23 protein-coding genes and 1 tRNA gene are annotated in these 25,660 nt (G+C 65.1%); 15 read left to right on the top strand and 9 right to left on the bottom strand.

All coding sequences use genetic code 11. From position 1 onward, the window contains the following. Positions 1-133: 133 nt before the first annotated feature. Entirely contained in the window at positions 134-2,995 is a 2,862-nt protein-coding gene (gene uvrA / locus F0A17_RS09910) for an excinuclease ABC subunit UvrA (RefSeq protein WP_149328153.1), read from the bottom strand. A gap of 161 nt (positions 2,996-3,156) precedes the next feature. On the opposite strand from uvrA, the gene F0A17_RS09905 reads away from it, so the two are divergent. The 4 genes from F0A17_RS09905 to F0A17_RS09890 all read left to right on the top strand — a co-directional run bounded on the left by F0A17_RS09905 (position 3,157) and on the right by F0A17_RS09890 (position 6,886). Next, positions 3,157-4,545, top strand: a complete 1,389-nt coding sequence (locus tag F0A17_RS09905) for an MFS transporter (protein WP_149328152.1) — start codon at positions 3,157-3,159, stop codon at positions 4,543-4,545. 71 nt (positions 4,546-4,616) lie between these two features. Continuing rightward, complete coding sequence (gene ssb, locus F0A17_RS09900; RefSeq protein ID WP_149328151.1) at positions 4,617-5,210, top strand: single-stranded DNA-binding protein; 594 nt, start codon at positions 4,617-4,619, stop codon at positions 5,208-5,210. Positions 5,211-5,240: 30 nt separating this feature from the next. Next, complete coding sequence (locus F0A17_RS09895; protein ID WP_149328150.1) at positions 5,241-6,128, top strand: sugar nucleotide-binding protein; 888 nt, start codon at positions 5,241-5,243, stop codon at positions 6,126-6,128. After that, positions 6,125-6,886 (top strand): lysophospholipid acyltransferase family protein, encoded by a 762-nt coding sequence (locus tag F0A17_RS09890; protein WP_149328149.1) that lies wholly within the window; start codon positions 6,125-6,127, stop codon positions 6,884-6,886. Before F0A17_RS09895 ends, F0A17_RS09890 begins: the two co-directional genes overlap by 4 nt. A 113-nt stretch (positions 6,887-6,999) precedes the next feature. On the opposite strand, the gene fabB is transcribed toward F0A17_RS09890, so the two are convergent. Further along, a complete protein-coding gene (gene fabB / locus F0A17_RS09885; protein WP_149328148.1) occupies positions 7,000-8,217 on the bottom strand; it encodes a beta-ketoacyl-ACP synthase I in 1,218 nt (405 codons plus the stop codon). Between the two features lie 14 nt (positions 8,218-8,231). After that, complete coding sequence (gene fabA, locus F0A17_RS09880) at positions 8,232-8,747, bottom strand: 3-hydroxyacyl-[acyl-carrier-protein] dehydratase FabA (protein ID WP_149328147.1); 516 nt, start codon at positions 8,745-8,747, stop codon at positions 8,232-8,234. Between the two features lie 251 nt (positions 8,748-8,998). Between fabA and F0A17_RS09875 the strand changes: the two genes are divergently transcribed. After that, entirely contained in the window at positions 8,999-10,864 is a 1,866-nt protein-coding gene (locus F0A17_RS09875; protein WP_149328146.1) for a putative bifunctional diguanylate cyclase/phosphodiesterase, read from the top strand. Between the two features lie 101 nt (positions 10,865-10,965). Here F0A17_RS09875 and F0A17_RS09870 read toward each other — a convergent pair whose 3' ends face one another. Together F0A17_RS09870 and F0A17_RS09865 are read right to left on the bottom strand one after the other, a co-directional pair. After that, on the bottom strand, positions 10,966-11,880 hold the full coding sequence (locus F0A17_RS09870) for a MerR family transcriptional regulator (protein ID WP_149328145.1): 915 nt from the start codon (positions 11,878-11,880) through the stop codon (positions 10,966-10,968). Positions 11,881-12,006: 126 nt separating this feature from the next. After that, positions 12,007-12,387 carry a sirohydrochlorin chelatase gene (locus F0A17_RS09865; protein ID WP_149328144.1) on the bottom strand — a complete coding sequence of 127 codons (381 nt, stop codon included), beginning with the start codon at positions 12,385-12,387 and terminating at the stop codon, positions 12,007-12,009. 131 nt (positions 12,388-12,518) lie between these two features. Between F0A17_RS09865 and F0A17_RS09860 the strand changes: the two genes are divergently transcribed. After that, positions 12,519-13,430 carry a TIGR01777 family oxidoreductase gene (locus tag F0A17_RS09860; protein WP_149328143.1) on the top strand — a complete coding sequence of 304 codons (912 nt, stop codon included), beginning with the start codon at positions 12,519-12,521 and terminating at the stop codon, positions 13,428-13,430. 33 nt (positions 13,431-13,463) lie between these two features. On the opposite strand, the gene rapA is transcribed toward F0A17_RS09860, so the two are convergent. After that, complete coding sequence (rapA, locus tag F0A17_RS09855) at positions 13,464-16,415, bottom strand: RNA polymerase-associated protein RapA (RefSeq protein WP_149328142.1); 2,952 nt, start codon at positions 16,413-16,415, stop codon at positions 13,464-13,466. A 136-nt stretch (positions 16,416-16,551) separates the two neighbouring features. After that, positions 16,552-17,352, bottom strand: coding sequence for a TlpA disulfide reductase family protein (locus F0A17_RS09850; RefSeq protein ID WP_149328141.1), 801 nt, complete (start codon positions 17,350-17,352; stop codon positions 16,552-16,554). 133 nt (positions 17,353-17,485) lie between these two features. Here F0A17_RS09850 and F0A17_RS09845 point away from each other — a divergent pair, with 133 nt between their 5' ends. The 4 genes from F0A17_RS09845 (at position 17,486) to F0A17_RS09830 (ending at position 20,497) form a co-directional block, all read left to right on the top strand. Beyond that, positions 17,486-17,728: a DUF883 domain-containing protein gene (locus F0A17_RS09845; protein ID WP_149328140.1), complete on the top strand. Its 243-nt coding sequence runs from the start codon at positions 17,486-17,488 to the stop codon at positions 17,726-17,728. Between the two features lie 10 nt (positions 17,729-17,738). Beyond that, the gene (locus F0A17_RS09840; RefSeq protein ID WP_228716864.1) at positions 17,739-19,286 is read left to right on the top strand and encodes a phospholipase D family protein; all 1,548 of its coding nucleotides are present in this window, start codon (positions 17,739-17,741) and stop codon (positions 19,284-19,286) included. A gap of 98 nt (positions 19,287-19,384) precedes the next feature. After that, on the top strand, positions 19,385-19,843 hold the full coding sequence (locus F0A17_RS09835) for a universal stress protein (RefSeq protein ID WP_149328139.1): 459 nt from the start codon (positions 19,385-19,387) through the stop codon (positions 19,841-19,843). A gap of 66 nt (positions 19,844-19,909) precedes the next feature. Further along, positions 19,910-20,497 carry a hypothetical protein gene (locus F0A17_RS09830; protein WP_187774673.1) on the top strand — a complete coding sequence of 196 codons (588 nt, stop codon included), beginning with the start codon at positions 19,910-19,912 and terminating at the stop codon, positions 20,495-20,497. 23 nt (positions 20,498-20,520) lie between these two features. Here F0A17_RS09830 and F0A17_RS09825 read toward each other — a convergent pair. After that, positions 20,521-20,597: transfer RNA gene (locus F0A17_RS09825), tRNA-Pro, on the bottom strand. 109 nt (positions 20,598-20,706) lie between these two features. After that, positions 20,707-21,711, bottom strand: a complete 1,005-nt coding sequence (gene ispB, locus F0A17_RS09820) for an octaprenyl diphosphate synthase (RefSeq protein ID WP_149328138.1) — start codon at positions 21,709-21,711, stop codon at positions 20,707-20,709. 286 nt (positions 21,712-21,997) lie between these two features. Between ispB and rplU the strand changes: the two genes are divergently transcribed. The 5 genes from rplU (at position 21,998) to rpsT (ending at position 25,537) form a co-directional block, all read left to right on the top strand. Next, positions 21,998-22,309, top strand: a complete 312-nt coding sequence (rplU, locus tag F0A17_RS09815; protein WP_104204423.1) for a 50S ribosomal protein L21 — start codon at positions 21,998-22,000, stop codon at positions 22,307-22,309. 32 nt (positions 22,310-22,341) lie between these two features. Further along, the gene (rpmA, locus tag F0A17_RS09810; RefSeq protein WP_149328137.1) at positions 22,342-22,599 is read left to right on the top strand and encodes a 50S ribosomal protein L27; all 258 of its coding nucleotides are present in this window, start codon (positions 22,342-22,344) and stop codon (positions 22,597-22,599) included. 85 nt (positions 22,600-22,684) lie between these two features. Beyond that, on the top strand, positions 22,685-23,866 hold the full coding sequence (cgtA, locus tag F0A17_RS09805) for an Obg family GTPase CgtA (RefSeq protein WP_149328136.1): 1,182 nt from the start codon (positions 22,685-22,687) through the stop codon (positions 23,864-23,866). 66 nt (positions 23,867-23,932) lie between these two features. Next, positions 23,933-25,069: a glutamate 5-kinase gene (gene proB, locus F0A17_RS09800; RefSeq protein ID WP_149328135.1), complete on the top strand. Its 1,137-nt coding sequence runs from the start codon at positions 23,933-23,935 to the stop codon at positions 25,067-25,069. A 201-nt stretch (positions 25,070-25,270) separates the two neighbouring features. Then, positions 25,271-25,537 carry a 30S ribosomal protein S20 gene (gene rpsT / locus F0A17_RS09795; protein ID WP_149328134.1) on the top strand — a complete coding sequence of 89 codons (267 nt, stop codon included), beginning with the start codon at positions 25,271-25,273 and terminating at the stop codon, positions 25,535-25,537. Positions 25,538-25,660: the final 123 nt, after the last annotated feature.

Raw genomic sequence — 25,660 nt, 5'->3', positions numbered from 1 at the left:
TCAGTTAGTTGCGGCTTGGCCGCGACAGGTCGTTGCGGGGGAGCTGTGAATACTTCCCTGTACGCTACCGATTCCTTCCCTGGAATCGGACCCCCGTTACGACCAGTCCCCGGCGCCGCTGGCCGTCATATAGCTATTGGGATGTTGCCAGTTCGGCCTGCTGGCTTCTGGCTCGTTCCAGTAATGGCTTGAGGAAGCGCCCGGTGTGGGAGACTTCCATCTCGGCGACCTGCTCGGGGGTGCCCTCGGCGATGATGCGCCCGCCGCCGGAGCCGCCCTCGGGGCCGAGGTCGACGATCCAGTCGGCGGTCTTGATCACGTCCAGGTTGTGCTCGATGACCACGATGGTGTTGCCATGATCGCGTAGGCGATGCAGCACGGCGAGAAGCTGGCGGATGTCCTCGAAGTGCAGCCCTGTGGTGGGCTCGTCAAGGATGTAGAGGGTCTTGCCGGTGTCGCGTTTGGCCAGCTCACGGGCCAGCTTGACGCGCTGCGCCTCGCCACCGGAGAGGGTGGTGGCGCTCTGCCCCAGGCGGATGTAGGAGAGTCCCACATCGAGCAGGGTCTGCAGGCGGCGGGCGATGGCCGGCACCGGACTGAAGAACGCCAGCGCGTCCTCCACGGTCATTTCCAGAACCTCGTCGATGCTCTTGCCCTTGTACGCGATCTCCAGCGTCTCGCGGTTGTAGCGCTTGCCCTTGCATACGTCACAGGGCACGTAGATGTCGGGAAGAAAGTGCATCTCGACCTTGATCATGCCCTCGCCCTGACACGCTTCGCAGCGACCGCCCTTGACGTTGAAGCTGAAACGGCCCGGCTTGTAGCCGCGCGAGCGAGCCTCCTGGGTGCCGGCGAAGAGTTCGCGGATGGGCGTGAAGATGCCGGTGTAGGTGGCCGGGTTGGAGCGCGGCGTTCGCCCGATGGGACTCTGGTCGATGTCGATCACCTTGTCGAGCTGGTCGAGTCCCTCGATATGCTCGTAGGGTGCGGGCATCAGGGTGGTGGCGTGGTTGAGCTCGCGCGCGGCGATCGGCATCAGCGTCGAGTTGATCAGCGTCGACTTGCCGGAGCCCGAGACGCCGGTGACACAGATGAACAGCCCCAGCGGCAGCTCGAGGCTGACGTTGCGCAGGTTGTTGCCGCTCGCCCCGGTCAAGCGCAGGCGCTTTTCCGGATTGCCGGGGATGCGCCACGGCGGCACTTCGATACGCCGCTGACCGGACAGATATTGGCCGGTCAGCGACTCGGGGGCTGCCATCACCTCGTCGGGGGTACCCTGGGCGACGATTTGCCCGCCATGTACGCCGGCGCCGGGCCCGATGTCGAGCACGTGATCGGCGGCGCGGATGGCGTCCTCATCATGCTCCACCACGATCACGGTATTGCCTAGGTCGCGCAGGTGGAACAGCGTCTTGAGCAAACGGTCGTTGTCGCGCTGATGCAGGCCGATGGAGGGCTCGTCCAGGATGTACATGACGCCCACCAGGCCAGCGCCGATCTGGCTCGCCAGGCGGATGCGCTGGGCTTCGCCACCGGAGAGCGTTTCGGCGCTGCGCTCGAGGTTGAGGTAGTCGAGGCCGACGTTGACCAGAAACTCCAGGCGAGCATGGATCTCGTTGATGACTTTCTGGGCGATCTCGCCCTTGCGTCCGGGCAGGGATAGGCGCTGGAAGTAGTCCCACGCCTCGCCGATCGGCAACTGCACGATGTCGGGCAGCGTATGATCATCGACGAAGACGTGGCGAGCCTCCTGGCGCAGGCGTGAACCATGGCAGGTGGGGCAGGGGCGATCGGCGATGTAGCGCGCCAGCTCCTCGCGCACCATGCTCGACTCGGTCTCGCGATAGCGGCGCTGCATGTTGGGCAGCACGCCTTCGAAGGGATGTTCACGCGTGACCCGCCGTCCGCGGTCATTGACGTAGCTGAAGGCAATCTCGTCGTCGCCGCTGCCATACAGGATAATATCCTTCTCGTGGCGGGCGAGCGCCTGCCAGGGTGTCTCCAGGGTGAAGCGGTAATGGTCGGCGACTGCCCGCAGTTGGCTGAAGTAATACACGCTGCGCCGATCCCAGCCCTTGATGACGCCTTCAGCCAATGACAGTTCCGGATGGCTGATCAGCTTATCGGGATCGAAGACCTGTTGCACGCCGAGCCCATCACAGGTGGGGCAGGCGCCGGCCGGGTTGTTGAACGAGAACATCCGCGGCTCGAGCTCGGCGATGGCGTAGCCGCAGACGGGGCAGGCGAAGCGCGCCGAGAACGGGATGTCTTCGGCCTCGCCGTCCATGAAATGGACCACGGCGGTGCCATCGGCCAGGTTGAGGGCGGTTTCGAACGACTCGGCCAGACGCTGCTGCAGGCCTTCGCGCACCTTGATGCGATCGACCACCACGCTGATGTCATGCTTCTTGTTCTTGTCCAGCGGGGCGATGTCGTCGAGTTCCAGCGCCTGGCCGTCGATCATCACGCGCACGAACCCCTGGGCGCGAAGCTCGGCGAGCAGCTGCAGATGCTCGCCCTTGCGCCCCCTGACGACCGGGGCGAGCAGCATCAGTCGGCTGCCTTCGGGCAGGGCCAGCACTTGGTCGACCATCTGCGACACGGTGCTGGCCTCGAGATCCTCGCCATGCTCGGGACAGCGCGGCGTGCCGGCGCGGGCGAACAGCAGGCGCAGGTAATCGTAGATCTCGGTGATGGTACCCACGGTCGAGCGCGGATTGTGCGACGTGGACTTCTGCTCGATGGAAATCGCCGGCGACAGCCCTTCGATATGATCGACGTCGGGCTTCTCCATCATCGACAGGAACTGGCGGGCATAGGTGGAGAGTGATTCCACGTAGCGTCGCTGGCCTTCGGCATAGAGCGTATCGAAGGCCAGCGAGGATTTGCCCGAACCTGAGAGGCCGGTGACCACGATCAAGCTATCGCGGGGGAGCTCGACGTCGATCTGCTTGAGGTTGTGGGTGCGGGCACCCCTGACCAGAATCCTGTCCATTGCCACCTCATGGCATTCGGCAAAGCCTCGATTATACGTCCGCGTCCCGCTGCGCGCCAAAGCGCTATGGCAGGGACGTTTCCTGCCTGGCCCGGAATCGTTAGAATAGGCGGTTCACCAAAAGGGCCTAGGCCCCCCACCACGGAAGCGTTCCTATCCCTATGCGCAAGGTCTCTGGACTGCTGCTAGCCTCCGAACGGCGTGCCATCGCCGGCCTGGCCAACCTCTATGCGACACGCATGCTGGGGCTGTTCATGGTGCTCCCGGTGCTGGCACTGTATGCCGAAGAGCTGACCGGTGCCACGCCGCTGCTGGTGGGACTGGCGCTGGGCATCTACGGCCTGACCCAGGCGTTATTGCAGATCCCTTTCGGTCTGCTCTCGGATCGCATCGGCCGCAAGCCGGTGATCGCCACCGGTCTGCTGCTGTTCCTGCTCGGCAGCGTGGTGGCGGCCGGCTCCGAAACCATTGGCGGTGTGATTGCCGGGCGCTGTCTACAGGGCAGCGGGGCGGTTGCCGCCGCTATCATGGCGCTGCTCGCCGACCAGACACGCGAACAGGTACGCACCGCGGCCATGGCCACCATTGGCCTGTCGATCGGCGTGGCCTTTGCCGTCGCGATGGTGTTGGGGCCATGGCTGGCAGCCGCTTTCGGGCTCTCCGCGGTATTCTGGTTCACCGCACTGCTCGCCGCCCTGGGCCTGGCGGTGCTATGGAAGCTGGTACCGCCGGCGCCCCGGCGATTGCGACATCGCGACGTGGGCATCGATCGCGGGCAGCTGGCCGCGATCTTCACGCGCGCCGACCTTTGGCGGCTGGACCTATCGATCTTCTCGCTGCACCTGGTGCTGATGGCGATCTTCGTTGCCGTACCGTTCCGCCTGGTCGAGGCGGGCATTGGCGTGGAGCGGCATGGCCTGACCTACCTGGCCATCATGGCGCTGGCTTTCGTCGGCATGGTGCCGCTGGTGATCATTGCGGAGAAGCGCCAGCGCATGAAGAGCATGTGCCTGGTGGCGATCGCCGCCATCACCGTCAGTCTGGCGGGGCTGGCCGGATTCGGTAGCGGCTGGGCATTGTTCGCCTGGCTGCTGCTATTCTTCATCGCCTTCAATCTGCTCGAGGCAACCCTGCCCTCGATGCTGAGCAAGCTGGCGCCGGCCGGTGCCAAGGGGTCGGCGATGGGGCTCTATTCCACCAGCCAGTTCCTGGGCGCTTTTCTTGGCGGCGTGATGGGCGGGCTGCTGGCCCAGCAGTGGGGGCTGACGGCGGTTTTCGTCGGCAGTGCCGTGCTGGCCGGCGTCTGGTGGCTGCTGATGTTGGGCATGCCGCCACCGCCCCATCTGTCGAGTGAGGTCGTGGCCTTGGGAGACGAGCATCAGGGCGATGCCCTCGATACACTGATGGCCAGCTTCGCCGATGTAGCAGGGGTCGAGGATGTTCTGGTCGTGCCTGAGGAGCGAGTCGCGTATCTTAAGGTGGACCGGCGTCGCCTCGACGAGGAGGCCCTGGCACGGCTGATCCGCTCCGGCCGCCAGCGAGGCGGTTAACCTGCGCGCAGGCAGCGGCCTGGTGGTCGTTGCATGACAATGTTCCATGTACAACCTAAAGGGAGTTCAGCATGGCCCGCGGCGTCAACAAGGTCATTCTCATCGGCAACCTGGGTCAGGATCCCGAGGTGCGCTTCATGCCCTCCGGCAGTCCTGTCGCCAATCTGCGGCTGGCTACCACCGACACCTGGACCGACCGTCAAAGCGGTCAGCGCCAGGAGCGTACCGAGTGGCATAGTGTCGTGATGTTCAACAAGCTGGCCGAGATCGCCCAGCAGTACCTGAAGAAAGGCGCGCGAATCTATGTGGAAGGTCGCCTGCAGACCCGCAAGTGGCAAGGGCAGGACGGCCAGGATCGCTATACCACCGAGATCGTCGCCAACGACATGCAGATGCTCGACTCCCGCAGTGGCGGTGGCGACTTCGCCGGCCAGCCCGGTGCCGGCATGCCGCAGCAGCAGGCTGGCAGCTATGGTGCCCCGCAAGGAGCGCCGGCTCCGCAGCCGCAGGGCGGCTATGGCGGCCAACCCCAGCAGCGCCCGGCTCCCCAAGGCGGTCATCCCCAGCAGGGCGGGCAACCCCAGCAGGGAGGCCAGCGGCAGAACAATTACGGCGCCCCGGATCCGGGCAGCTTCGATGATTTCGATGATGAGATCCCGTTCTGACGCCAATCGCCCCAGGCGGGAGACTATTGTGTGAAGCTGTTGGTACTGGACGCCGGCCACTGCCTCAACCTGGCCCTGGCCAGGCTGGTGCATCGGCGTAGTGACACCGAACTCGTTATCGAGCCGGGGCTGGCGGTCGATGCCGCCCACTTGCGGGAGCTGGCGCCGGATGCGGTGATCATACCGCCGCTGTCTGCTCCCATGGAGATAGAGCCAGCGGCAGTGATCACGCATGGCGAAGGGGTCGAGGCGTGTCTGGCGGCATGCCGCCAGACGGATACCCCGCTGGTTTGGTGCGTCTCCGATCAGCTCTATCAGGACGGCTTCGAGACGCCCATCGACGAACACGTCATCCCGGCGCCGCGTGACGAGAGCCTGCGTCGACTGATCGCCGTGGGCGATAGCATTCGTCGCTCCCATCCGCGCCACCTGATCGTGCGGCTGGGGCCGCTGTTCGCTCTTGAGGGAGGGCATGCCTGGCTCAGCGGCGTCATCGACAGCCTGGTGAATGGCGAAGAGGTGCGCGCCGCACAGGATGTGATTTTCTGTCCCACTTCGGCGGATGCCGTGGCGATGGCTTTGGTGGGTATGCTGCATCAGTTGGCGTGCGGTTCCAACGCTTGGGGCGCCTACCATTTGGCAGGTACCGAGCCGGTCAGCGCTTATACCTTCACTTCCATGGTGCGTACCCAGCTGTCGACTCGGCTCGAAGGGCTCGGGGAACACATCGCGCTGGGCGAGGTGAAGGCGCTCAAGCATCACCATGATCAACCGCTGCGGCGGGTACTCAATTGCCGACGGGTGCTGGAAGCCTTCGGCGTTCACCAGAAGCCGTGGCGGCTCGAAGTGGGTCGACTGCTCGACGAGTGGTGTCAGGCGCATCAGGTCACCAGCGAGGAGGACCGCGCCAGTCCATGAACGTGTTGCGCAGTCTGCTGTTTTACTTAGGTTATTTTCTGGCCATCCTCATCAGCGGGATTCTCTTCCTGCCTGTGGCACCGCTGCTGCCGCTGCGATCCCGCTATCGCCTGCTCAATCTCTACAATCATTTCATTACCGCTTGGTTCCGCTGGACCTGTGGCGTTCGCTATCGCATCCAGGGACGGGAGCGCCTGCCTTCGGGGCCGTGTGTGATCCTGGCCAACCATCAGTGCGAATGGGAAACGATCTATCTGCAGATCCTCAAGCCTCCGGTCTGCACGGTGCTCAAGCAGGAGCTGTTGCGCATCCCGATTTTTGGCTGGGGCCTACGCCTGTTGCATCCCATTGCCCTCGACCGTTCGAAGCCGGCACGGGCCATGCGACAGGTGTTGTCCCAGGGCGTGGCGCGGCTTCAGGAGGGACTGACGGTGCTGATCTTTCCCGAAGGAACGCGGGTGTCGCCGGGGCAGCGACGCCGCTACAACAAGAGCGGTGCCGTCATCGCCTGTCGCGCGGGCGTGCCGGTGGTGCCGGTGGCGCATAATGCCGGAGAGCGCTGGCCGGGGCGTCATTGGGTGAAAAATCCCGGGGAACTCAACGTGGTGGTGGGCGAGCCGATCGAAACGATCGGACGCACACCGGAGGAGGTGCTGGTTGCAACCGAGGCGTGGATCGAGGCACGCCTGGCCGAGATTTCGGAAGTGCCGCGGCCTGCCGTCGCCAAGCCGGCGATCGAGCCGAATACCAACGCTTGAGTGGGATCGTCACGCTGGTGGGCTGCGAAGCCATCTGACGGATTCGCGCCTGGGAGGGAAAGTAAAGGGCGCCCCATGGGGCGCCCTTATCGTGGTATCGCTGTCGGCGCCGCTCAGTCGCGATAGCGCTGCAGTACCAGGCAGGCGTTGGTGCCACCGAAGCCGAAGCTGTTGGAGAGCACCCGTTCGACGCTGACATCGTCGCGGCGGCGAGTCACGATATCGAACCCCGCGGCCTGATCGTCGAGTTCCTCGACGTTGGCCGAGGCTGCAATGAAGCTGTGCTCCATCATCAACAGCGAGTAGATGGTCTCCTGCACGCCGGTGGCGCCCAGGGAGTGGCCGGTCAATGACTTGGTGGAACTCATCGGCGGCGTGCTGTCGCCGAAGACCTCGCGGATCGCCCGCAACTCGGCCACGTCACCCACCGGTGTCGAGGTGCCGTGAGTGTTGATGTAGTCGACCTTGCCGTCGACGGTGGCCATGGCTTGGCGCATGCAGCGTGCCGCGCCCTCGCCGGAAGGCGCGACCATGTCGTAGCCATCCGAGGTGGCGCCGTAGCCGACCAGTTCGGCATAGATCTTCGCGCCGCGTGCCTTGGCATGCTCGAGCTCCTCGAGCACCAGCATGCCGCCGCCGCCGGCGATGACGAAGCCATCGCGCGTCTTGTCATAGGGCCGTGAAGCCTTCTCGGGCATTTCGTTGCACTGAGTGGACAGGGCGCCCATGGCATCGAACAGGCATGATAGGGTCCAGTGCTCCTCCTCGCCGCCACCGGCGAAGACGACGTCCTGCTTGCCCATCTGGATCTGTTCCATGGCACTGCCGATGCAGTGCGCCGAGGTGGCGCAGGCCGAGGAGATGGAATAGTTGACGCCCTTGATCCGGAACGGGGTGGCAAGGCACGCGGACACGGTGCTGCCCATGGTGCGTGTAACCCGATAGGGGCCGACCCGACGCAGGCCCTTCTCGCGCATGACGTCGGCGGCCTCGACCTGGTTGGCGCTGGACGCGCCACCGGAGCCGGCGATCAGGCCGATGCGCTCGCTGGAAATCTGCTCGGGAGAGAGGCCGGCATCCTCGATGGCCTGAGCCATGCTGACATATGCATAGGCCGCCGCGTCGCCCATGAAACGACGCAGCTTGCGATCGACCAGCGCATCCAGATCGATATCCACGACCCCGGCGACCTGGCTACGAAAGCCGCGCTCGGCGTATTCCTCCTTGAAGCGAATGCCCGAGCGCCCGCTCCGGAGCGCTTCGACGACCGATTGTGCGTCGTTGCCCAAGCAGGACACGATGCCCAGGCCGGTGACTACCACTCGTCGCATGGGAGCCTCCTGTTTCAGAAATTCGCGGTAGAGGTGAACAGGCCGACGCGCAGGTCGTGGGCCTGGTAGATATCGCGGCCATCGACCGAGACGGTGCCGTCGGCGATGCCCAGAATCAGGCGCCGGGTAATGATGCGCTTGATATTGATATGATAGGTAACCTTCTCGGCCTCGGGCAGGATCTGGCCGGTGAACTTCACTTCACCGCAGCCCAGCGCACGACCGCGCCCGGGATGGCCGAGCCAGCCCAGGTAGAAGCCTACCAGCTGCCACATGGCATCCAGTCCCAGGCACCCGGGCATTACCGGATCGCCGGGGAAATGGCAATCAAAGAACCAAAGGTCGGGGTGGATATCCAGCTCGGCGATCAGCTCGCCCTTGTTGAACTGGCCGCCCTGTTCATGGATGCGCGTGATGCGGTCGAGCATCAACATGTTGGGCGCCGGCAACTGGGCATTGCCGGGACCGAAGAGTTCACCGCGGCTACATGCCAGCAGTTCTTCGCGTTCGAAAGAGTGTTGCTTGGTCACTGAGTCGTTCCGAGTCGCAGTTGTTGTGGGCCCTCCCGCGCGCAATGCGAATGCGGCATGGCACTGACGGCCGACCCGCCCGGGCGGCCCTGCCTAGTCTACTGGCCGAGGCTCGCGATTGCACGTCAGGCATGACGCGGTAGTGGCTAGCGATTAAAGTGTCGGCTCTTTGTGTCGATATTTCTGGGCAGGGTCGATGCTTCGCATGGGCGTGCTGTCGTACTTTACCAATCGATTTACCGGGGTCTTACATGCGGTCATCCATTGCGACCAATCGCCCGCTCGTCTGGGCTGCCCTGGCAGCATTGACGGCCTGCATCTGGCTGCCCAGCCCAGCCCTGCGCATGGTCGCAATCGGCGTCGTGGCGCTGGGGATCGTGGACGTATGGCGGCAGGTGAGGCGCGACCGTGAGCATGCCGATCTGATGCAGCAAGCCTTGATGCTCTCCGAGGAGGGCGTACAGATCACCGATGCCGATAACCACATTCTCGCCGTGAATCCCGCCTTCACGCGCATCACCGGCTTCACCGAGGAGGAGGTGCGCGGCCTCAACGCCACCAACCTGGCTGCGGCACGTCACGATACGGCATTCTTCAAGCGCTTCTGGCAGACCCTGCAGAGCAAGGGGCGCTGGGAAGGCGAAATCTGGAACCGGCGCAAGCAAGGCGACGAGTTCCCCGAATGGCTGCGAATCAAGGCAATCACCGACAGTCGTGGACGCATCACTCACTATGTCGGTACGTTTACCGACATCTCCGTTCACAAGGCGCGCGAGCAGGATCTTCGACGCATCGGTTTCGAGGACCCTCTCACCGGACTCCCCAACCGTCGTCGTCTTCACGACCTGATGACCTCGCGTCTACGGCACTTGCGGGCAGGCGAGAGCCTGGACATGGCGATCATCGACATCGATGGCTTCAAATCGGTTAACGACAGCCTCGGCGTGGAACAGGGCGATCGCCTGCTGGCACGATTCGGCCAGCGCCTGGCGCGCCACATTGCCGGCGGCGTGGTGGGTCGCCTGGGTGGCGACGAGTTCCTGGCGATACGCACCACGACGTTCGATGATCACGAAAACTGGGTTGCCGGATTGCGCCAGCACATGGGCGAGCCCTTCGAGCTGGGCAACAAACCGCTGCGCCTGGGGCTCTCCATCGGTAGCTGCCGCGCTCCGGAGGATGGCAAGGAGTCCGGCGTGTTGTTCCAGCGGCTAGAGTCGGCGCTCTATTCGGCCAAGCGTCATGGACGCAATGTCAGTCAACGGTTTCGCCCGGCTCTGGATGTGCAGAATTCACCGCACATGACGCTCGTCTATGGCCTGCGCGATGCCCTGGCCAACGGCGACCAACTCGAATTGCATTATCAGACTCAGCATCGCATCAGCGATGGCGCCGTGGTCGGCATGGAGGCGCTGCTGCGCTGGCGCCATCCGGAATATGGCATGGTATCGCCCGGCGACTTCATTCCCCTGGCGGAGCGGCATGGCCTGATGGGGCCACTGGGCAATTGGGTGGTCGACGAGACACTGGCCCAGATGGCACGCTGGCGCGAGCTGGGCATGCCGGCCTTGCCGGTATGGATCAATATCTCGGCGATCCAGATGTTTCAGGGCGAATTGGAAACGGCGCTCTCGGCGGGGCTGGCGCGGCACGGCATCGCTCCTGCCCAGCTTGGCCTGGAACTGACGGAATCGGTGCTGCTTGACGAGCGCGCCGGCGATATCGTGCCGCGCCTCGAGGCGCTTCGTGCACGTGGGCACCGTATCGCGATCGACGACTTCGGCATGGGCTATTCATCGCTCAGCTATCTCAAGAACTTGCCACTGGACAAGCTCAAGCTCGACCGCGCCTTCATCCGTTCGCTGCCCGACGACCCGGCCGATGCCGCCATCGTCAGCGCCGTGCTGGCAATGGCGCGCGGACTGGGATTGGACGTGGTGGCCGAAGGGGTGGAGACACAAGGACAGCTGGATTTCCTGCAACAGGCCGGTTGCCGGCTGGTGCAGGGCTTCCTCTATGCGCGACCGGGGCCGGCCGCGGCAATCGAGGCGCAGTGGCAGGTGCAGGTGGCGGGTCAACAGCCGGAACTGGTATTGCGACCCGAGCCCTTGACATGACCGGCTGCAGCGGCCCGCATCCTCTACGTGCAACAGTTTCCGCCGGAGCTTTCCGAAACACATCGGCATACGCATGAGCGGTGGCCTCGTGACGGGCGTCGTCATGCGTCATGGATCAAGGAACGCAGGCGGGTCATGGCCAAGGGCAGGTCATCACCCAGTAGCTCCACCAGGCTGTCGGCCAGCACATTGCCGCGAATGCGCGCCACCGGCCCGCACAGGCCGAGGGGGGCGTCGAGTTGTTCCGCCAATCGCGGCAGCTGGCGGCGCACCAGGTCGGCCCGCTCGGCGCGGCCGCTGACCAGCAGCAGAGCGCCGGCCCCGAATCGCTCTACCGCCAGCGGCAGCTCGCCGAACGGCAGTGCGGTGTCCAGCAACTGGATGCGGTAACCGGCGTCGCTGGCTGCCAGGGCGGCCAGCAGCAGCCATAGCGGCCCCGGATCGTCGGGCAGCGGGGCGACCAGCAGCGTCGGTCCCTTGAGGCACTGGTTGGCATGATGAAGACGAATGCCGATGCGCGTGCGCAAAAAGGCTTCCAGGCAGCGGCGCTGCAGCGCTGCGCCGAGCTGGTCCGACCAGCGCTCCTCGAGTTCGCGCACGGCGGGTTGCCACAACTCCGACAGGCAAACGGATACCGGATAGAGCGCCAGGCTCTGATTGAACAGCACTTCCAACTGACCCAGATCCAGCGCCTCGATGGCGGCGATGAGCTGGCGCTGTTGGCTGGGCCAGTCGCCGCTGGCGGGAATGGGCGTGGGCGCCGCTTCAGGCTGGTCGAGCAGTTCCCTGACTTGGCTGACGGGCACGCCGCGCCCGAGCCATTGCAGGATGCGCTCGACGCGCTCGATGTCCTCGTGGGCATACAGTCGATGCCCCTTGGGGGTGCGTTGGGGGCGGATCAGGCCATAGCGGCGCTCCCAGGCACGCAGCGTGACCGAGTTGACCCCGGTGATACGTGACACCTCGCGGATCGGATAGAGCGGCGTGTCGGCCGGGTGGGGCGCCTTGTCGGTCATGCTCGCCTCTGCCTCTCGTGGGTCGTGGCTTTTGCGCAGCGCGGGAGTGGCGGCCTGCGCGCCGTCAGGCTCGTCGCCGGGAAATATTGTACGCTAAACGAGTCATGTACAACGAATGTGATCGCTTCAAGTCGACAATGCGTCGCCGGCTTGCTCGGCGATCACGGCGGCCAGGGCATCGACGAAGGCGGGATGTTCGCCGACCGGCGGCAGCAGCGTCAGCGCCATGTGGGGATGAGCGGCACGTAGCGCTTCCACTTGAGCGGGCACGTCACGGCGCAAGTGGCGGCCGGCGGCGAAGAACAACGGCAGGATCTCAGCACGCTGGATGCCGGAGGCCGATAGCTCGGCCACGGCCGTCTCGAGCGAGGGCTCGCTGAGTTCCATGTAGGCCAGTTGCAGCGGAGTCTGCAGACGCGCGGCCAACGCTTCGTGGAGTTGCGCAAAAGGAGCGCGCCACTTGGGATCGCTGGATCCGTGAGCCAGCAGGATCAGGCCATAGGTCATGTGCATTCTCCATCGGGGCAATGGCCGGATGAAAGGCAAGCAGCGCAAGGGCGCCATGTTTCCATTAGAATAGCAAAGATGTACAAAGGCTGTATAACCAGGCGGGACGGCAGTCGAGAGAGGGGGCAGCAATGCGTGTACTCATTACCGGGGGCAGCGGTTTCGTCGGCCAGCGGCTGTGTCAGCGGCTCAAGGAGGCAGGGCATCGTCTCCAGGTCGTTTCTCGTGAGCCGGATGCCGCCAGGCACAGGTTGCCCGGAGGCGTCGACATTCGTCGCTCGGTGCTCGATTTCGTCGACGCTTCGCCCCAGGCCATCGTCAATCTGGCCGGCGAGCCGATCGCCGCGCATCGCTGGACCGCCAGCCAGAAGCAGCGGTTGGTCGACTCGCGGATCAACGTCACCCGTGACCTGGTGATTCTTTGCGAACAGCTGGCACAGGCCAGCGGTGTGCCGCCCCGCGTCATGGTGTCGGGGTCGGCCATGGGCTACTACGGCGATCAGGGCGACCGCGAGGTCACCGAGGCGACCCCGCCTCACGACGAGTTCGCTCACCGCCTGTGCAAGCGCTGGGAAGATACGGCCAAGGAAGCAGCCGACTTCGGCACTCGGGTGGTACGGCTTCGCACCGGATTAGTGCTGGATGCAGGCGGCGGCTCCCTCGAAAAGATGCTGACCCCGTTCAAGCTGGGACTCGGCGGGCGCTTCGGTGATGGCCGTCAGTTCATGCCGTGGATCCATCGCGAGGATCTGGTGCAAGCGATTCTGTTCCTGCTCGAACGCGACGACCTCGAGGGAGCGTTCAACGGCAGCGCGCCCAGGCCGGTGACCAACGCCGAATTCACCCGCACCCTGGCGCACCTGCTGCATCGGCCGGCCCCGCTCCCGGTACCCGCACTCGTGCTCGAAGCGACGTTCGGCGAGATGGCGCGCCTGCTGCTGACCGGTGCCGACATGCGTCCGGCGCGGTTGCTCGAGGCCGGCTTCACATTCCGCTATCCGACCCTTGAAGCGGCGCTGACGAATATCCTCGGTAAGCGCTAATGCACCCAGTACCCGCCCTTACCGGACGCCGGCTCAGCGGCTTTCCTCGCCTACCGTGACGATGACCCGTACCGCATCCAGGCGAAGCCGGGTTCCATCGATTGCCGCATCGAGCTCACCCCGTTCGCGGCGCAGGGCCTCGAGTTCCTCCTCGCGCACCGCCGGGTTGAGCCGGGCCAGTGCTTCCAGACGGGCAAGCTCGGCATCGAGCGCTTGTCGCATGCGGATCTGGGCGGACTCGACGATACTCGGCAGCTCGCGCTCGGCTTCCTCTTCGCCCTGGATCAGCAAACCCCGCAATTGGTCGTGGCGGCTGCGGATCAGATCGCGTGCCATCGCCTTCCTGACCTTTTGCAGGTTCTTCGACAGCCCGGTGAACGAGACCTTGTCGGTCAGCACGGCGCCGGACTCGTCGAGCAGTACCCGCACTGCGGTGGGCGGCAGGAAGCGGTTGACGTGCAGCCGCTTCGGCGCCGGGCAGTAAGTGCGAAAGACCAGCTCGGCCATCAGCCGCCCGGCAGGGATTGCCGGGTGCCTGAGCAGCGCCAGCGCGGTGTTGCCCATGGTGCCATCGAGGATACGTCCCATCACCTCGCGCAGCAGCGGGTGCTCCCAGGAGAGTCGCTGCACGTCGTCACGGGCCAGGGCGCGCGAGCGCGACAGGGTGGCGGTGAAGCCCTCCTCGCCCTTGGCCAGCCCGGGCAGGCCGTCAAGCATTTGCGGGCTCGGCTGCAGCAGCAGTAGGTCGCCGCCGAGTTCCTGGCTGTCGACCCCGAAGATATCCAGCGCCTGATCCAGATAGCGCGGCAGTGCCGGATCATCGTCGAGCTCGCGGATTGCCGCGGCCACTTCCTCGGCTCGCACCGGGCGGCAGGCGTTGAGTTCCAGCAGACGATTGCGTCCGGCGTTGCGCTGGGCCAGGCGGCCCTCGAACAGGGCGCGGGTCTCGGCGATCACCTCGTCCAGGGCTTCGTCGTCGAGCAGGGCTTCGGACAGCGCATCGCCGAAGGCGTCGAACAGCTCATTGCCGACCCCGTGGGGGGCGTCGAAGGCATCCATGCCCTCGTGAAACCAGCGAAGCAGCCGTTCGCCGGGGCTGGCCTCGAACAGCGGCACGTGAATCTCGATCGCGTGACGCTGTCCGATGCGGTCGAGCCGACCAATACGCTGCTCGAGCTGATCGGGATGCTGCGGTAGATCGAACATCACCAAGTGCCGACAAAACTGGAAATTGCGCCCCTCGGAACCGATCTCCGAACACACCAGCACCTGGCTGCCCTCCTCCTCGTCGGCGAAGGCCGCCGCGGCACGGTCGCGCTCCACTAGCGTAAGCCCTTCATGGAACACCGGGGCGTGCACACCACCCAGCACACGCAGCGCTTCGGCCAAGCCCTGGGCGGTCTCGCGCTGATGGGCGATTACCAGTACCTTGTCGTCGGCGAAGCCCCGCTCTCCCGTATCGCTGAGGCGCTCCAGCAACCAGGTCACGCGTGGATCGATCTGCCACCAGGGTTCGGCGTTGAGCGGGTCATCGGTGAGCGCCCGGTAGACGGCGTCGGGGTAGATGAGCCCATCGGGGTGGTCGAGTCCGGTCTCGATGAGCAACTCGTCGAGATAATCCTCATTGCGCTCGAGCTTGCGTAGCACGCGGCGGTAGGCCGAAGGCAGCGGAAGCGACGCCAGGTGCAGGTGGCGCTCGGGAAAGCCGCCCACGTGGCGGCGGCTATTGCGGAACATCACCCTGCCGGTACCGTGGCGGTCGAGCAGTTGCTCGCGCAGTTGGGTACGGGCGCTGGCCTGCTGCCTCTCGCCGGTCTCGGGATTGGACAGGATGCTCAGCAGGGCCAGGCTGTCGGGTTCGCCGATCACGGCGGCCACCGCATCATAGTCGGCGGTGCCGCCATCGGGCAGGCGCTCCAGGGCGTCGATCGCCTGGGCCACCTCGACATAGTGCTGCTCCTCCTCACGGAAGGCGTCGAGGCTGTGGTAGCGATCCGGATCGAGCAGGCGCAAGCGGGCGAAATGACTGTCGAGCCCCATCTGCTCGGGGGTGGCGGTTAGCAACAGCAAGCCCGGCACGGCCCTTGCCAAGCGTTCGACGCAGGCGTAACCCGGGCCGACCTGCTCGGCGCTCCAGTCGAGATGGTGTGCCTCGTCGACGATCAGCAGATCCCAGTCGCAGGCGGCGGCCTGTTCCTGCCGATGCGGATTGGCGAACAACCACTCCTGGCTGGCGAGAATCAACTGACCGGATTCGAAGGGATTGCTCTCGGCCTGGGCCAGGCTCTGCTGCTCGTCAAGCAGCGTCACCTCGAGAGCGAAGCGGCGCAACAGCTCTACCAGCCATTGATGCACGAGACTCGCCGGCACGAGGATCAAGGCCCGCTCGGCACGGCCGGTGAGCAGTAGCCTGTGCAGGATCAGGCCGGCCTCGATGGTCTTCCCCAGCCCCACCTCGTCGGCCAATAGCACCCGCGGGGCGTGGCGGCGGGCGACCTCGTCGGCAATGTAGAGCTGGTGCGGAATCAGGTCGATGCGCGGCCCCGCCAGGCCCAGCGCGGGGTTCTGCTCGATGCGGTGATGATGATGCAGGGTGCGGAAGCGCAGGTCGAACCAGTCGTTGCGGTCGACCTGTCCGGTGAGCAGGCGGTCGCGGGCCTGGTCGAACTGCATGGTGTCGGCCAGGCGGGCCTCGGGCAGCTCGCGCAGCTCGCCCTGGTCGTCTTCGCCGATGTAGACGATGAGGCCGTCGACTTCCTTGCTGTCCTCGACGGTCAGGCTCCAGCCCTCGGCAGACAGGATACGGTCGCCGATGCCGAAAGCGACCCGAGTGAGGGGCGCCTGGCGACTGCTGTAGGTGCGGGTCTCCTGGCTGGCGCCGAACAGTACGGTGACGCTACGGTGATCGCAACTGAGAATGGTGCCCAGGCCCAGGTCGGCCTCGCCGTCGCTGATCCAGCGCTGGCCGGGTGAAAAGTCGCTCATGATGCCTCGGTCGATGCTGAATACGGTGCGCATGCCACCGCGAATAACTCTCCGGCGGCGACAGGGCGGGGGATTCTAACGCAAAGCCGGCCACGGCTTAAGGGGGTGGCGAGCGGCGGGAAACGATAGACGTGGATCAGTGCCGCTCGAGCCAGGAGGTGAGTTGGGCGCGTGAGAGTTCGCCCACATGGCGTTCCACGGCGCGGCCACGAGTATCGAACAGCAGGGTGGTGGGCAGGCCCGGCGATTCGACCGTCCTCATCATCTCTTGCTGGGGATCGAGCAGCGGATAGCGAAAAGAAAGCCCCTGCTCGTCCAGGTAGCGCACCACCTGCAGCAGCTCCTCGCCTTGATTGATCACTACCACGGTCACGTCCTCGCGGTTGTCGGCCTCGGCCAGCAACGGCATCTCGCGCAGGCAGGGCGGGCACCAGGTGGCCCACAGGTTGACGACGACCCGCTCGCCGCGAAGCGTTTGCAGATCGACCGGCTCGCCGTCGAGGTTCTCCAGGGTAACGGCGGGCAGTTCGCCCATGGCAGTGCCGCCGCCCAGCGGAGCCAGGGTGACCAGCACCAGCCAGAGTGCCGACACGCCGATCGTCAAAGCCATGGCGCCAATCATGCGCAGCAGGTGGTCGCGTAGCGTCCAGGCGGTCCAGGCCAGCGCCGCGAGCAACCCCCATACGCCGTGGTATCCCGGCTGCCACAGCTTGAGCACGTCGAGCGGAGCCGCGGCATAGGCGTCGAGGTGCATTCCCACGTGCCCCAGCCGGGCCCCGGCCAGCCAGACCAGCAGCAGGCCGTTGAACCAGCGTGCCCGCGCGGGGCCGGAAAGGCCCAGCAGGGACCAGGCTGCGACCAGCAGCAGTAGGGCGCAACCCAGCGCATAGAGGCGTGAAATCGAGATCAGCACGGGGCCCAGGGCGAAAGCGTCCATGGCAACAGCTCCGAGAACGGGGTCGGCGTCGGCGGCAGGAGCGGTTAGAATCCTACACTTGCTGGCCTCGCAGCGACCGGCTGAGCAAGAGCCTACTGTGCGAGCATCGCACTGTCACCCGGCAGGAGCCTCCATGGCGAATCAGTCTTTCGACACCCTGCGTGCCCTGGCCATCGCCAGTCAGGCGCTGGGCTTCATCCTGATCCTTACATTGGAAACCCTAATGGGCGGCGAGGCCGCCCGGCCCTGGCAGGGGTTGACCCTGGGCGCCATGGTGCTCTTTGCCCTGGGGCTCGCGCTGGCGCGCCGTTATCGCCGCAACAAGGCGCGCAAGCGGCTGGAAGGGCGCTTGGCGGATAACGATGACGAACCCTGAGCCACCTCGGATGACTTGGCAACGCGGCTGGGTGGGGGGGTGCTTGCTGGCACTACTGCTGTCCGGCTGCGCCGGCGCCCCGGTCCCGCGCGAGCATGGTGCCCCGCTGCCGCCGGCCGAAGTCGAGACCACTTGGTTGGGACAGTGGGCGGCGCTGAGCGCGGCTCCCCATGCCGCACAGAGCGGCTTCGCTCTGCTCACCAGCGGTCAGGACGCTTTTAGCCTGCGCATGTTGCTCAGCGAACAGGCCGATCGACGCCTCGATATCCAGACCTATCTGATGGGGGATGGATTGACGACTCGCATGTTGCTGCTGCGGTTACTGGAAGCCGCGGAGCGGGGCGTGACGATACGTTTGCTAATCGACGATCTGGCAACGGTTGGGCAGGGCGAACGGTTGGCGGCGCTATCCAGCCACCCCAATATTGAAGTGCGCGTTTACAATGCCCTGGCCATCGGTCGGAGTAGCCTGACGGCCAGGGTGTTGGCCTCGCTGCCGGTCGCGACGCGACAGCAGCGCCGCATGCACAACAAGCTATGGATCACCGACGGAGCGCTGGCCATCGTCGGTGGGCGCAACCTAGGCGATGAATACTACAGCGCCAGCGAGCGCAACCTCACCGATCTCGACCTGGTGACAGTCGGGCCGGTCGTGCCGCAGCTCTCGATGAGTTTCTATCTCTATTGGAATCACGGCCTGGCGCAGCCGATCGAGCGTTACCACCGCGTGCGCGGGGAGGCTTGGCGTGAGCTGAGAGCGTCGCTTTCCGATTGGTTCCTCGAGCATGCCGATTCGCCCTATTTCACCCATTTGCGGCAACGCTATGCCGATGCGGACCAAGGGCCGTTGATCGGCAGGCTCCATTGGGGTGAAGGCGTGGCACTGTGGGATCCGCCCGGCAAGCCGGCTTGGCGTGGCCGCCCGCCACTGCGGCGCACCATGGCCGGAGAGCTGATGGCGGCCGTGGGCAGGCCGATCGAGCGTTTGGCAGTGATCTCGGCCTACTTCGTGCCGGGCAAGGTGGGGACGCGGCTGATACGGGAGCTCGCCGAATCGGGCGTCGATGTCGAGGTCTTCACCAATTCGCTGGAAGCCTCCGACGTGCCGTTCGCTCACGGCGCTTACCAACCGTATCGTGGCACACTGCTCGAGAGCGGCGTGGCACTGTACGAAATGCGCCCCGACCAGGAGCTAGGCCAAACCAACGGACGCGGTGTCGGCTCGTCGACTTCCGCCCTGCATATCAAGGCGCTGGCCATCGATGACGACCGGCTCTTCGTGGGGTCGGCCAATGCCGATCCTCGCTCGGTCTGGTGGAATACGGAGGTGGGTGTCCTGGCCCGCAGCGAAGGGTTGGCCGCCGAGCTGGATGCGCTGATCGAACTCGGCAAGCGACCCACCCTCAGCTATCGCGTCGAACGTGAACCGGACGGGCGGCTGGCGTGGGTAACGGAGCGTGGCGGCGAGAACCTGCGGCTGTCTCGCGAGCCCGGCGATCTTTGGCGTCATCTCGGCGCTTGGCTGACGCGACTGATGGGGTTGGAGCCCTGGCTGTAAAGTACGGGGTTGCTCCAGAAGCCTGAGTGGCTAGGCTGAAGATAGTGAGCGGCCTCCAGTCGTCTCGTTCCACTTAGGCCCAACTGCGAGGGCTTGCCATGCTTCGTACCATTCTGGTTCCCATCGACGGCTCGTCGCATGCCGAGAAAGCGCTTTCGATCGCAGCGCAGCTGGCGCGAGCCTCGTCGGCGATCCTGCACCTGCTGTACGTGACCGAACTGCCGGACGATGCCGGCATGCTGGCCGGCACCACCGGTCAACCGTTGACCGAGGCGCGCCGGCGTGAGCTGGCCGAGACGGGCGAGACGGGCGAGCCCCAGGCGCACGGTGTTCTGGACAGGGCTCGACAGGCCGTCGAACTTTCCGGCCTGGAAGTGATGGAAACCATTCGCGAGGGCAAGCCCGCCGACACGATCCTGCGCGAAGCCGAAGCCATCGGCGTCGATGCCATTGTCATGGGTAGCAGAGGAATGAGTGATCTCAAGGGCATGGCGGTGGGCAGCGTGTCCCACCAAGTGGCGCATTCCGCCGGCTGCACCGTGATTACGGTAACCTGACGTCGGTCGGTTCAGCCGTCCGCTCCGGGTGCGTCTTGGAAACGCATGTGTCTCAAGGAGGAAGCCATGAATCGTTACCTGGCGGGTGCCATCGGTGGCCTGCTGGCCACCGTCCCCATGACCTTGGCCATGGAGGCGCTGTACCGGCGCCTGCCCCGGGAGGAGCGCTACCCTCTGCCCCCACGTGAAATCACGCAGGGTATCGTGCACAAGGTGCAGCCGGATGCACCGCTGGATGACGAACGGCATGCCGAGCTGAGCCTGCTCAGCCACTTCGGCTACGGCGCCTTTGCCGGGGCGCTATATCCGATCACCCGCCATGAGATTGCGCACCCGCTGGTTTACGGTAGCGCCTATGGCGTGGCGGTATGGGCGGCGAGTTATTTCGGTTGGATTCCCGCGCTGAACATCCTGGCGCCGCCTCACCGACACCCGGCCAACCGTCGCCGCCTGATGATCGCGGTACATCTGGTATGGGGCGCGAGCACCGTATGGATCGGAGAGCGGCTAGCCAATCGACCGGGCGACATCCACGGCAGCGGGCGAGCCGGTACCCGGCTCGAGGCGTTCCATGAGTCGACGGAGAGGGCGCATGCCGCGGACCGACAGGGCGCACGCCGAAACGAAGAAACCGCCACCCGGAATGATCCATAAGTGACGGTTTCTGCGGCATATTCTGGTCGGAGTAGCAGGATTCGAACCTACGACCTCTGCCTCCCGAAGGCAGCGCTCTACCAAGCTGAGCTATACTCCGTTTTTTTCGTGTCAGCGGCCTTTCTCGGAAAGCTCGAGAAAGCTGACGGATGGGCATTATACGTAAAACATGAGGTGTTGCAAGCCCATCGGCGACCGTTGACGAGAGCTCAGGTCTGGCGTTCCACCGCCAGGCGGGCCAGGTCGGCCATGCCGTCGCGATAGCGACTGGGAGGCAGTCGGTCGAGCTGTTCCAGCGCCTTGGCCGCCATCTCCTCGGCACGAGCCCGAGTGTAATCCAGGGCGCCGGTATCGCGTACGATGGCCAGCACCTCGTCGAGGTGATCGAGCCCACCCTGGCGGATCGCCTGGCGAATCGTCCTGGCCTGATTCGGCGTGCCGGCGGCTATGGCCTGAATCAGCGGCAGGGTCGGCTTGCCTTCGGCCAGGTCGTCTCCTACGTTCTTGCCCATGGCTTGGGCATCGCCCTGGTAATCGAGCAGGTCATCGACGAGTTGAAAGGCCAGGCCCAGATAGCGGCCGTAGTGTTGCAGGGCGGCCTCCTGCTGCGGATCGGCCTCGGCGAGGATCGCACCGCTGTGAGTGGCGGCTTCGAACAGCATGGCGGTCTTGCCCTGGATGGTGTCGAAGTAGGTTGCCTCGTCGATGTCGGGATTACCCACGTTGGTCAACTGCTGCACTTCGCCCTCGGCAATGATGCAGGTGGCGCTGGAGAGCACGTTCATGATTCGTAGCGAGCCGATTTCCACCATCATCTGGAAGGAGCGCGAATAGAGGTAGTCACCCACCAGCACCGAGGGAGCGTTGCCCCAGGCATTGTTGGCGGTGGCCTTGCCGCGGCGCATATGCGACTCGTCCACCACGTCGTCGTGCAGCAGCGTCGAGGTGTGCATGAATTCGATCAGTGCGGCCAGCGAAATGTGCTGGTCGCCGCGATAGTCAAGGGCGCGGGCGGCCAGCAGCACCAGCAGCGGGCGCAGGCGCTTGCCGCCGCTGGCGATAATGTACTGGCCGATGGTTTCCACCAGCGGCACGCGCGAAGCCAGTTGCTCCGCGATGGTGCGGTTGACCGCGGCGAAGTCGTCGGCGACGGCGGCATGGGCCGATGAAGCGTTGGTGTGACTGGCAGGGCTGGAAGGAGCGTTGGATGGCATGGGCATCGTCATCGGGCTGTGGGCCGGCATGCCGGGCGTTGGCAGTGGCCTTGGGTTGCGGCTCATGCTATGGGGCCCCCATGGGGGCGTCAAGCCATGCGGCGAGACGTCGGCGGGGCCGGTCATGGGCATTGCGGGAAAGTATAGGGCGGCTTGAACGCCCCGTCGGCCGCGGTTATAATGCGCGGCCCACTCATCATGCTCCCTGTTAGATGGCTGCCGGAAGGGGCGCCACTCGAAGCAGGCCGACGAAGAGCCAACCCCGATGAGTTCTGGAGACATGCACATGTACGCAGTAATCAAGAGCGGCGGCAAGCAGTACCGTGTTCAGGAAGGCCAGACGCTCAAGCTCGAGAAGCTGGAGATTCCGACCGGCGAAACCGTCGAGTTCGACCAGGTACTGCTGGTAGCCGATGGCGACAACGTGACCGTTGGCGCTCCGCTGGTCGACGGTGCCAAGGTGGCCGCCGAGATCGTCTCCCACGGCCGTGGCGAGAAGATACGCATCATCAAGTTCCGTCGTCGCAAGCATCACATGAAGCGTCAGGGTCACCGTCAGTGGTTCACTGAAGTCAAAATCACCGGGATTTCCGCCTAAGCGGCTTCCCCTTAACGAGCGAGGACTTTGCAATGGCTCATAAGAAGGCAGCCGGCTCTACCCGTAACGGCCGCGATTCAGAATCCAAACGCCTTGGTGTCAAGTTGTTCGGCGGCCAGGCCGTCGCTGCTGGCAACATCATCGTGCGTCAGCGTGGCACCCGCTTCCATGCCGGTACCGGCGTGGGCATTGGCCGCGACCACACGTTGTTCGCCCTGAGCGACGGCGTGATCAAGTTCGAGACCAAGGGTCCGAAGAACCGCAAGTTCGTCAGCGTCGTCTCTGCCTGAGAGACCGCACGAACCGGTAGCAGGAGGCCCCGCTCAGGCGGGGCCTTCTTGTATCATGACGGTAGAGACCGTCGGGAGAGTCACAATGCAGTTCGTCGACGAAGCCTCGATCATCGTGGAGGCCGGCAGGGGCGGCAACGGCTGCCTGAGCTTCCGCCGCGAGAAGTATGTGCCCAAGGGAGGACCCGATGGCGGCGACGGCGGGCATGGCGGCAGCGTCTACCTGGTCGGTGACGACGCCCTCAATACCCTGATCGATTTCAAGTATCAGCGATACTATCAGGCCGAGAGCGGCCGCCCCGGCCAGGGGCGCCAGATGAGCGGTCGTGCCGGCGGCGACCTGATAGTCAAGGTGCCGGTGGGCACCACGGTGATCGACGAGGACACCCTCGAGGTGATTGCCGACATCACCGAGATCGGCCAGCAGGTGCTGGTGGCCCAAGGCGGTCGCCGCGGGCTTGGCAATATCCATTTCAAGTCGTCGACCAATCGCGCGCCGCGCAAGACCACGCCCGGTACCGATGGCGAACGGCGCAACCTGCGTCTGGAGATGAAGGTAATGGCCGACGTGGGGCTGCTGGGCATGCCCAACGCCGGCAAGTCGACCCTGATCCGCTCGGTCTCCGCCGCCAAGCCCAAGGTAGCCGATTACCCCTTCACCACCCTGGTGCCCAACCTCGGTGTGGTGAAGCTGGGCATGCATGAGCATTTTGTGATGGCCGACGTGCCGGGGCTGATCGAGGGCGCCTCGGATGGCGCCGGACTGGGGCTGCGTTTCCTCAAGCACCTGACCCGCACCCGGCTGCTGTTTCATGTGGTCGATGTGGCGCCTTTCGACGAATCCGATCCGGTCGAGGCCGCGCAGGCCATTGCCCATGAACTCAAGCAATTCTCGCCGACGCTGGCCGAGCGGCCGCGCTGGCTGGTGATCAACAAACTCGATCTCGTACCGGAAGATGAGCGTGAGGCTCGCGTACAGGCCATTCTCGAAGGCCTTGCCTGGAAGGGGCCGGTCTACCGCATCTCGGCGATCAGCGGCGAGGGTGCCGATGCGCTGGTTCAGGCGGCGCACCGGTGGCTCACCGAGCAGCGTCGGCAGGAGAACGAGAACGAAGAGGCGGCCGAGCGCGAGCGGGAGATGCGCGAACGCATGGAAGCCGAGGCGGTGGCTCGCACCGAGGCGCGCCTGGGCCGCAAGCGCAAACGCAGCGAGCAGGATGATGACGATTTCGATGATGATGGCGTCGAAGTCGAATACGTGGAGTGAGGCGTTGGCCATCGCTCGCGCAGTGTCTCGGGGTTGGATAATCGCAGCCTTGCAGGAGAGCGAAAGGTGAGCAATGAGCGGGTACCGGGTCGCGATGCGCTGCGTGGCGCTCGCCGGGTAGTGGTGAAGATCGGCAGTGCGCTGCTGACCAACGACGGCCGTGGTCTTGATGAGGCAGCCATCGGCGGCTGGGTCGACCAGATCGCGGCATTGCATCACCGCGGCATCGACGTGGTGCTGGTGTCGTCCGGCGCCGTGGCGGCCGGCATGGTCAGGCTGGGCTGGCAGGCCCGTCCCGCGGCGGTACACGAGCTGCAGGCTGCTGCTGCGGTGGGTCAGAACGGCCTGACGCAGTGTTACGAGCACCATTTCGCGCGCCACGACCTGCTGACCGCCCAGGTGTTGCTGACCCACGACGATCTGTCCAACCGCAAGCGCTACCTCAATGCACGGTCGGCACTGCGTACCTTGGTCGATTTGCGCGTGGTGCCGGTGGTCAACGAGAACGACACCGTAGTCACCGACGAAATTCGCTTCGGTGACAACGACACCCTGGGGGCGCTTGTGGCCAACCTGCTAGAGGCCGATGCGCTGGTGATTCTCACCGACCAGGAGGGGTTGTTCAACGCCGACCCGCGGCACCACCCGGCAGCGTCGTTGATCCACGAAGGTCGTGCCGGTGACCCGCGGCTGGCGGCGATGGCGGGCGGCGGCGGCGCCCTGGGGCGCGGTGGCATGACCACCAAGGTGCAGGCCGCGCGGCTGGCGGCGCGTTCCGGTGCGGTCACGGCAATCGCCAGCGGACGTCAGCCCGGAGTGCTCACGCGGCTGATCGACGGAGAGCGCCTGGGAACGCTGCTGTGCCCCGAAGAGGCGCCGATCGCGGCGCGCAAGCGCTGGCTGGCGGGGCAGCTTCAGGTGCGCGGCAGCCTGACACTGGACGCCGGAGCGGTGAAGGTACTCCGAGATAGCGGCTCGAGCCTGCTGGCGGTAGGGGTCAAGATGCTCTCGGGCGATTTCGTGCGCGGCGACATGGTGCTGTGCGTCGATGAGCAGGGCGAGCGGGTGGCCAAGGGGCTGGTGAACTACGGTGCCGACGAGGCGCGTCGCATCCTGGGGCAGCCGAGCCACCGGATCGAGGCGATCCTGGGCTACATGGAAGCGCCCGAGTTGATTCACCGCGACAATCTCGTCGTGCTATGACGCGGGGGGGGGGGGGCGCGGCATGTAGCATGGCGCCGCATACGTGTGGTAGTATGCGCCATCCTCTCAGACACGGCCCGTCGGCAACCGTTGCGTTGGCGAAATGGCCAGGCCGGCCGGAAGCCCTTTTTTCCAGGCCGGACAAAAAGTTATCGATGCCGCTCCGAGCCGGGCGGCGTTAAAGTTTTCAGGAGATAGTCAGTGGCAAACAGCAAGCAAGCCCGCAAGCGTGCCCGTCAGGCGGAAGGTCGTCGTGTTCTGAAGGCGAGCCAGCGTGCCATGGTGCGCACCTACGTGAAGCGCGTCATCAAGGCCATCAACGGCGGTGACCATGCCACCGCGATGACCGAGTTCCAGAAGGCGCAGCCGGTCATCGACCGCATTGCCGACAAGGACGTGCTCTCCAAGAAGAAGGCCGCGCGCCTGAAGAGTCGCCTGAACAAGCGAATTAAGGCGCTGGCTGCGTAAGCCGGACGCCTGGAGACGTCGCGAACGCCATTGGCTTGGCCACGTTCACGACGCTCGCGAAAAACCGGCTGCGGCCGGTTTTTTTGTGCCTGCAAGAGGGAAGCCGCGTTGATCGAAGCTGGT

This window comes from Billgrantia pellis, from assembly GCF_008297955.1.
GTDB lineage: Bacteria > Pseudomonadota > Gammaproteobacteria > Pseudomonadales > Halomonadaceae > Halomonas > Halomonas pellis.
Note: the sequence above shows the minus strand (reverse complement) of the source record. Positions and strands in the feature narration are given on the sequence as shown.

Bases quoted from the DNA above. Each gene is read 5' to 3' on its own strand.
- rpmA (WP_149328137.1), top strand. From the start codon at position 22,342: ATGGCTCATAAGAAGGCAGCCGGCTCTACCCGTAACGGCCGCGATTCA.
- F0A17_RS09865 (WP_149328144.1), bottom strand. From the start codon at position 12,387: ATGACCTATGGCCTGATCCTGCTGGCTCACGGATCCAGCGATCCCAAG.
- F0A17_RS09850 (WP_149328141.1), bottom strand. From the start codon at position 17,352: ATGGACGCTTTCGCCCTGGGCCCCGTGCTGATCTCGATTTCACGCCTC.
- ssb (WP_149328151.1), top strand. From the start codon at position 4,617: ATGGCCCGCGGCGTCAACAAGGTCATTCTCATCGGCAACCTGGGTCAG.
- rapA (WP_149328142.1), bottom strand. From the start codon at position 16,415: ATGAGCGACTTTTCACCCGGCCAGCGCTGGATCAGCGACGGCGAGGCC.
- F0A17_RS09890 (WP_149328149.1), top strand. From the start codon at position 6,125: ATGAACGTGTTGCGCAGTCTGCTGTTTTACTTAGGTTATTTTCTGGCC.
- F0A17_RS09840 (WP_228716864.1), top strand. From the start codon at position 17,739: ATGACTTGGCAACGCGGCTGGGTGGGGGGGTGCTTGCTGGCACTACTG.
- cgtA (WP_149328136.1), top strand. From the start codon at position 22,685: ATGCAGTTCGTCGACGAAGCCTCGATCATCGTGGAGGCCGGCAGGGGC.
- F0A17_RS09905 (WP_149328152.1), top strand. From the start codon at position 3,157: ATGCGCAAGGTCTCTGGACTGCTGCTAGCCTCCGAACGGCGTGCCATC.
- F0A17_RS09875 (WP_149328146.1), top strand. From the start codon at position 8,999: ATGCGGTCATCCATTGCGACCAATCGCCCGCTCGTCTGGGCTGCCCTG.
- F0A17_RS09845 (WP_149328140.1), top strand. From the start codon at position 17,486: ATGGCGAATCAGTCTTTCGACACCCTGCGTGCCCTGGCCATCGCCAGT.
- uvrA (WP_149328153.1), bottom strand. From the start codon at position 2,995: ATGGACAGGATTCTGGTCAGGGGTGCCCGCACCCACAACCTCAAGCAG.
- F0A17_RS09830 (WP_187774673.1), top strand. From the start codon at position 19,910: ATGAATCGTTACCTGGCGGGTGCCATCGGTGGCCTGCTGGCCACCGTC.
- F0A17_RS09835 (WP_149328139.1), top strand. From the start codon at position 19,385: ATGCTTCGTACCATTCTGGTTCCCATCGACGGCTCGTCGCATGCCGAG.
- fabB (WP_149328148.1), bottom strand. From the start codon at position 8,217: ATGCGACGAGTGGTAGTCACCGGCCTGGGCATCGTGTCCTGCTTGGGC.
- F0A17_RS09870 (WP_149328145.1), bottom strand. From the start codon at position 11,880: ATGACCGACAAGGCGCCCCACCCGGCCGACACGCCGCTCTATCCGATC.
- ispB (WP_149328138.1), bottom strand. From the start codon at position 21,711: ATGCCATCCAACGCTCCTTCCAGCCCTGCCAGTCACACCAACGCTTCA.
- rplU (WP_104204423.1), top strand. From the start codon at position 21,998: ATGTACGCAGTAATCAAGAGCGGCGGCAAGCAGTACCGTGTTCAGGAA.
- F0A17_RS09860 (WP_149328143.1), top strand. From the start codon at position 12,519: ATGCGTGTACTCATTACCGGGGGCAGCGGTTTCGTCGGCCAGCGGCTG.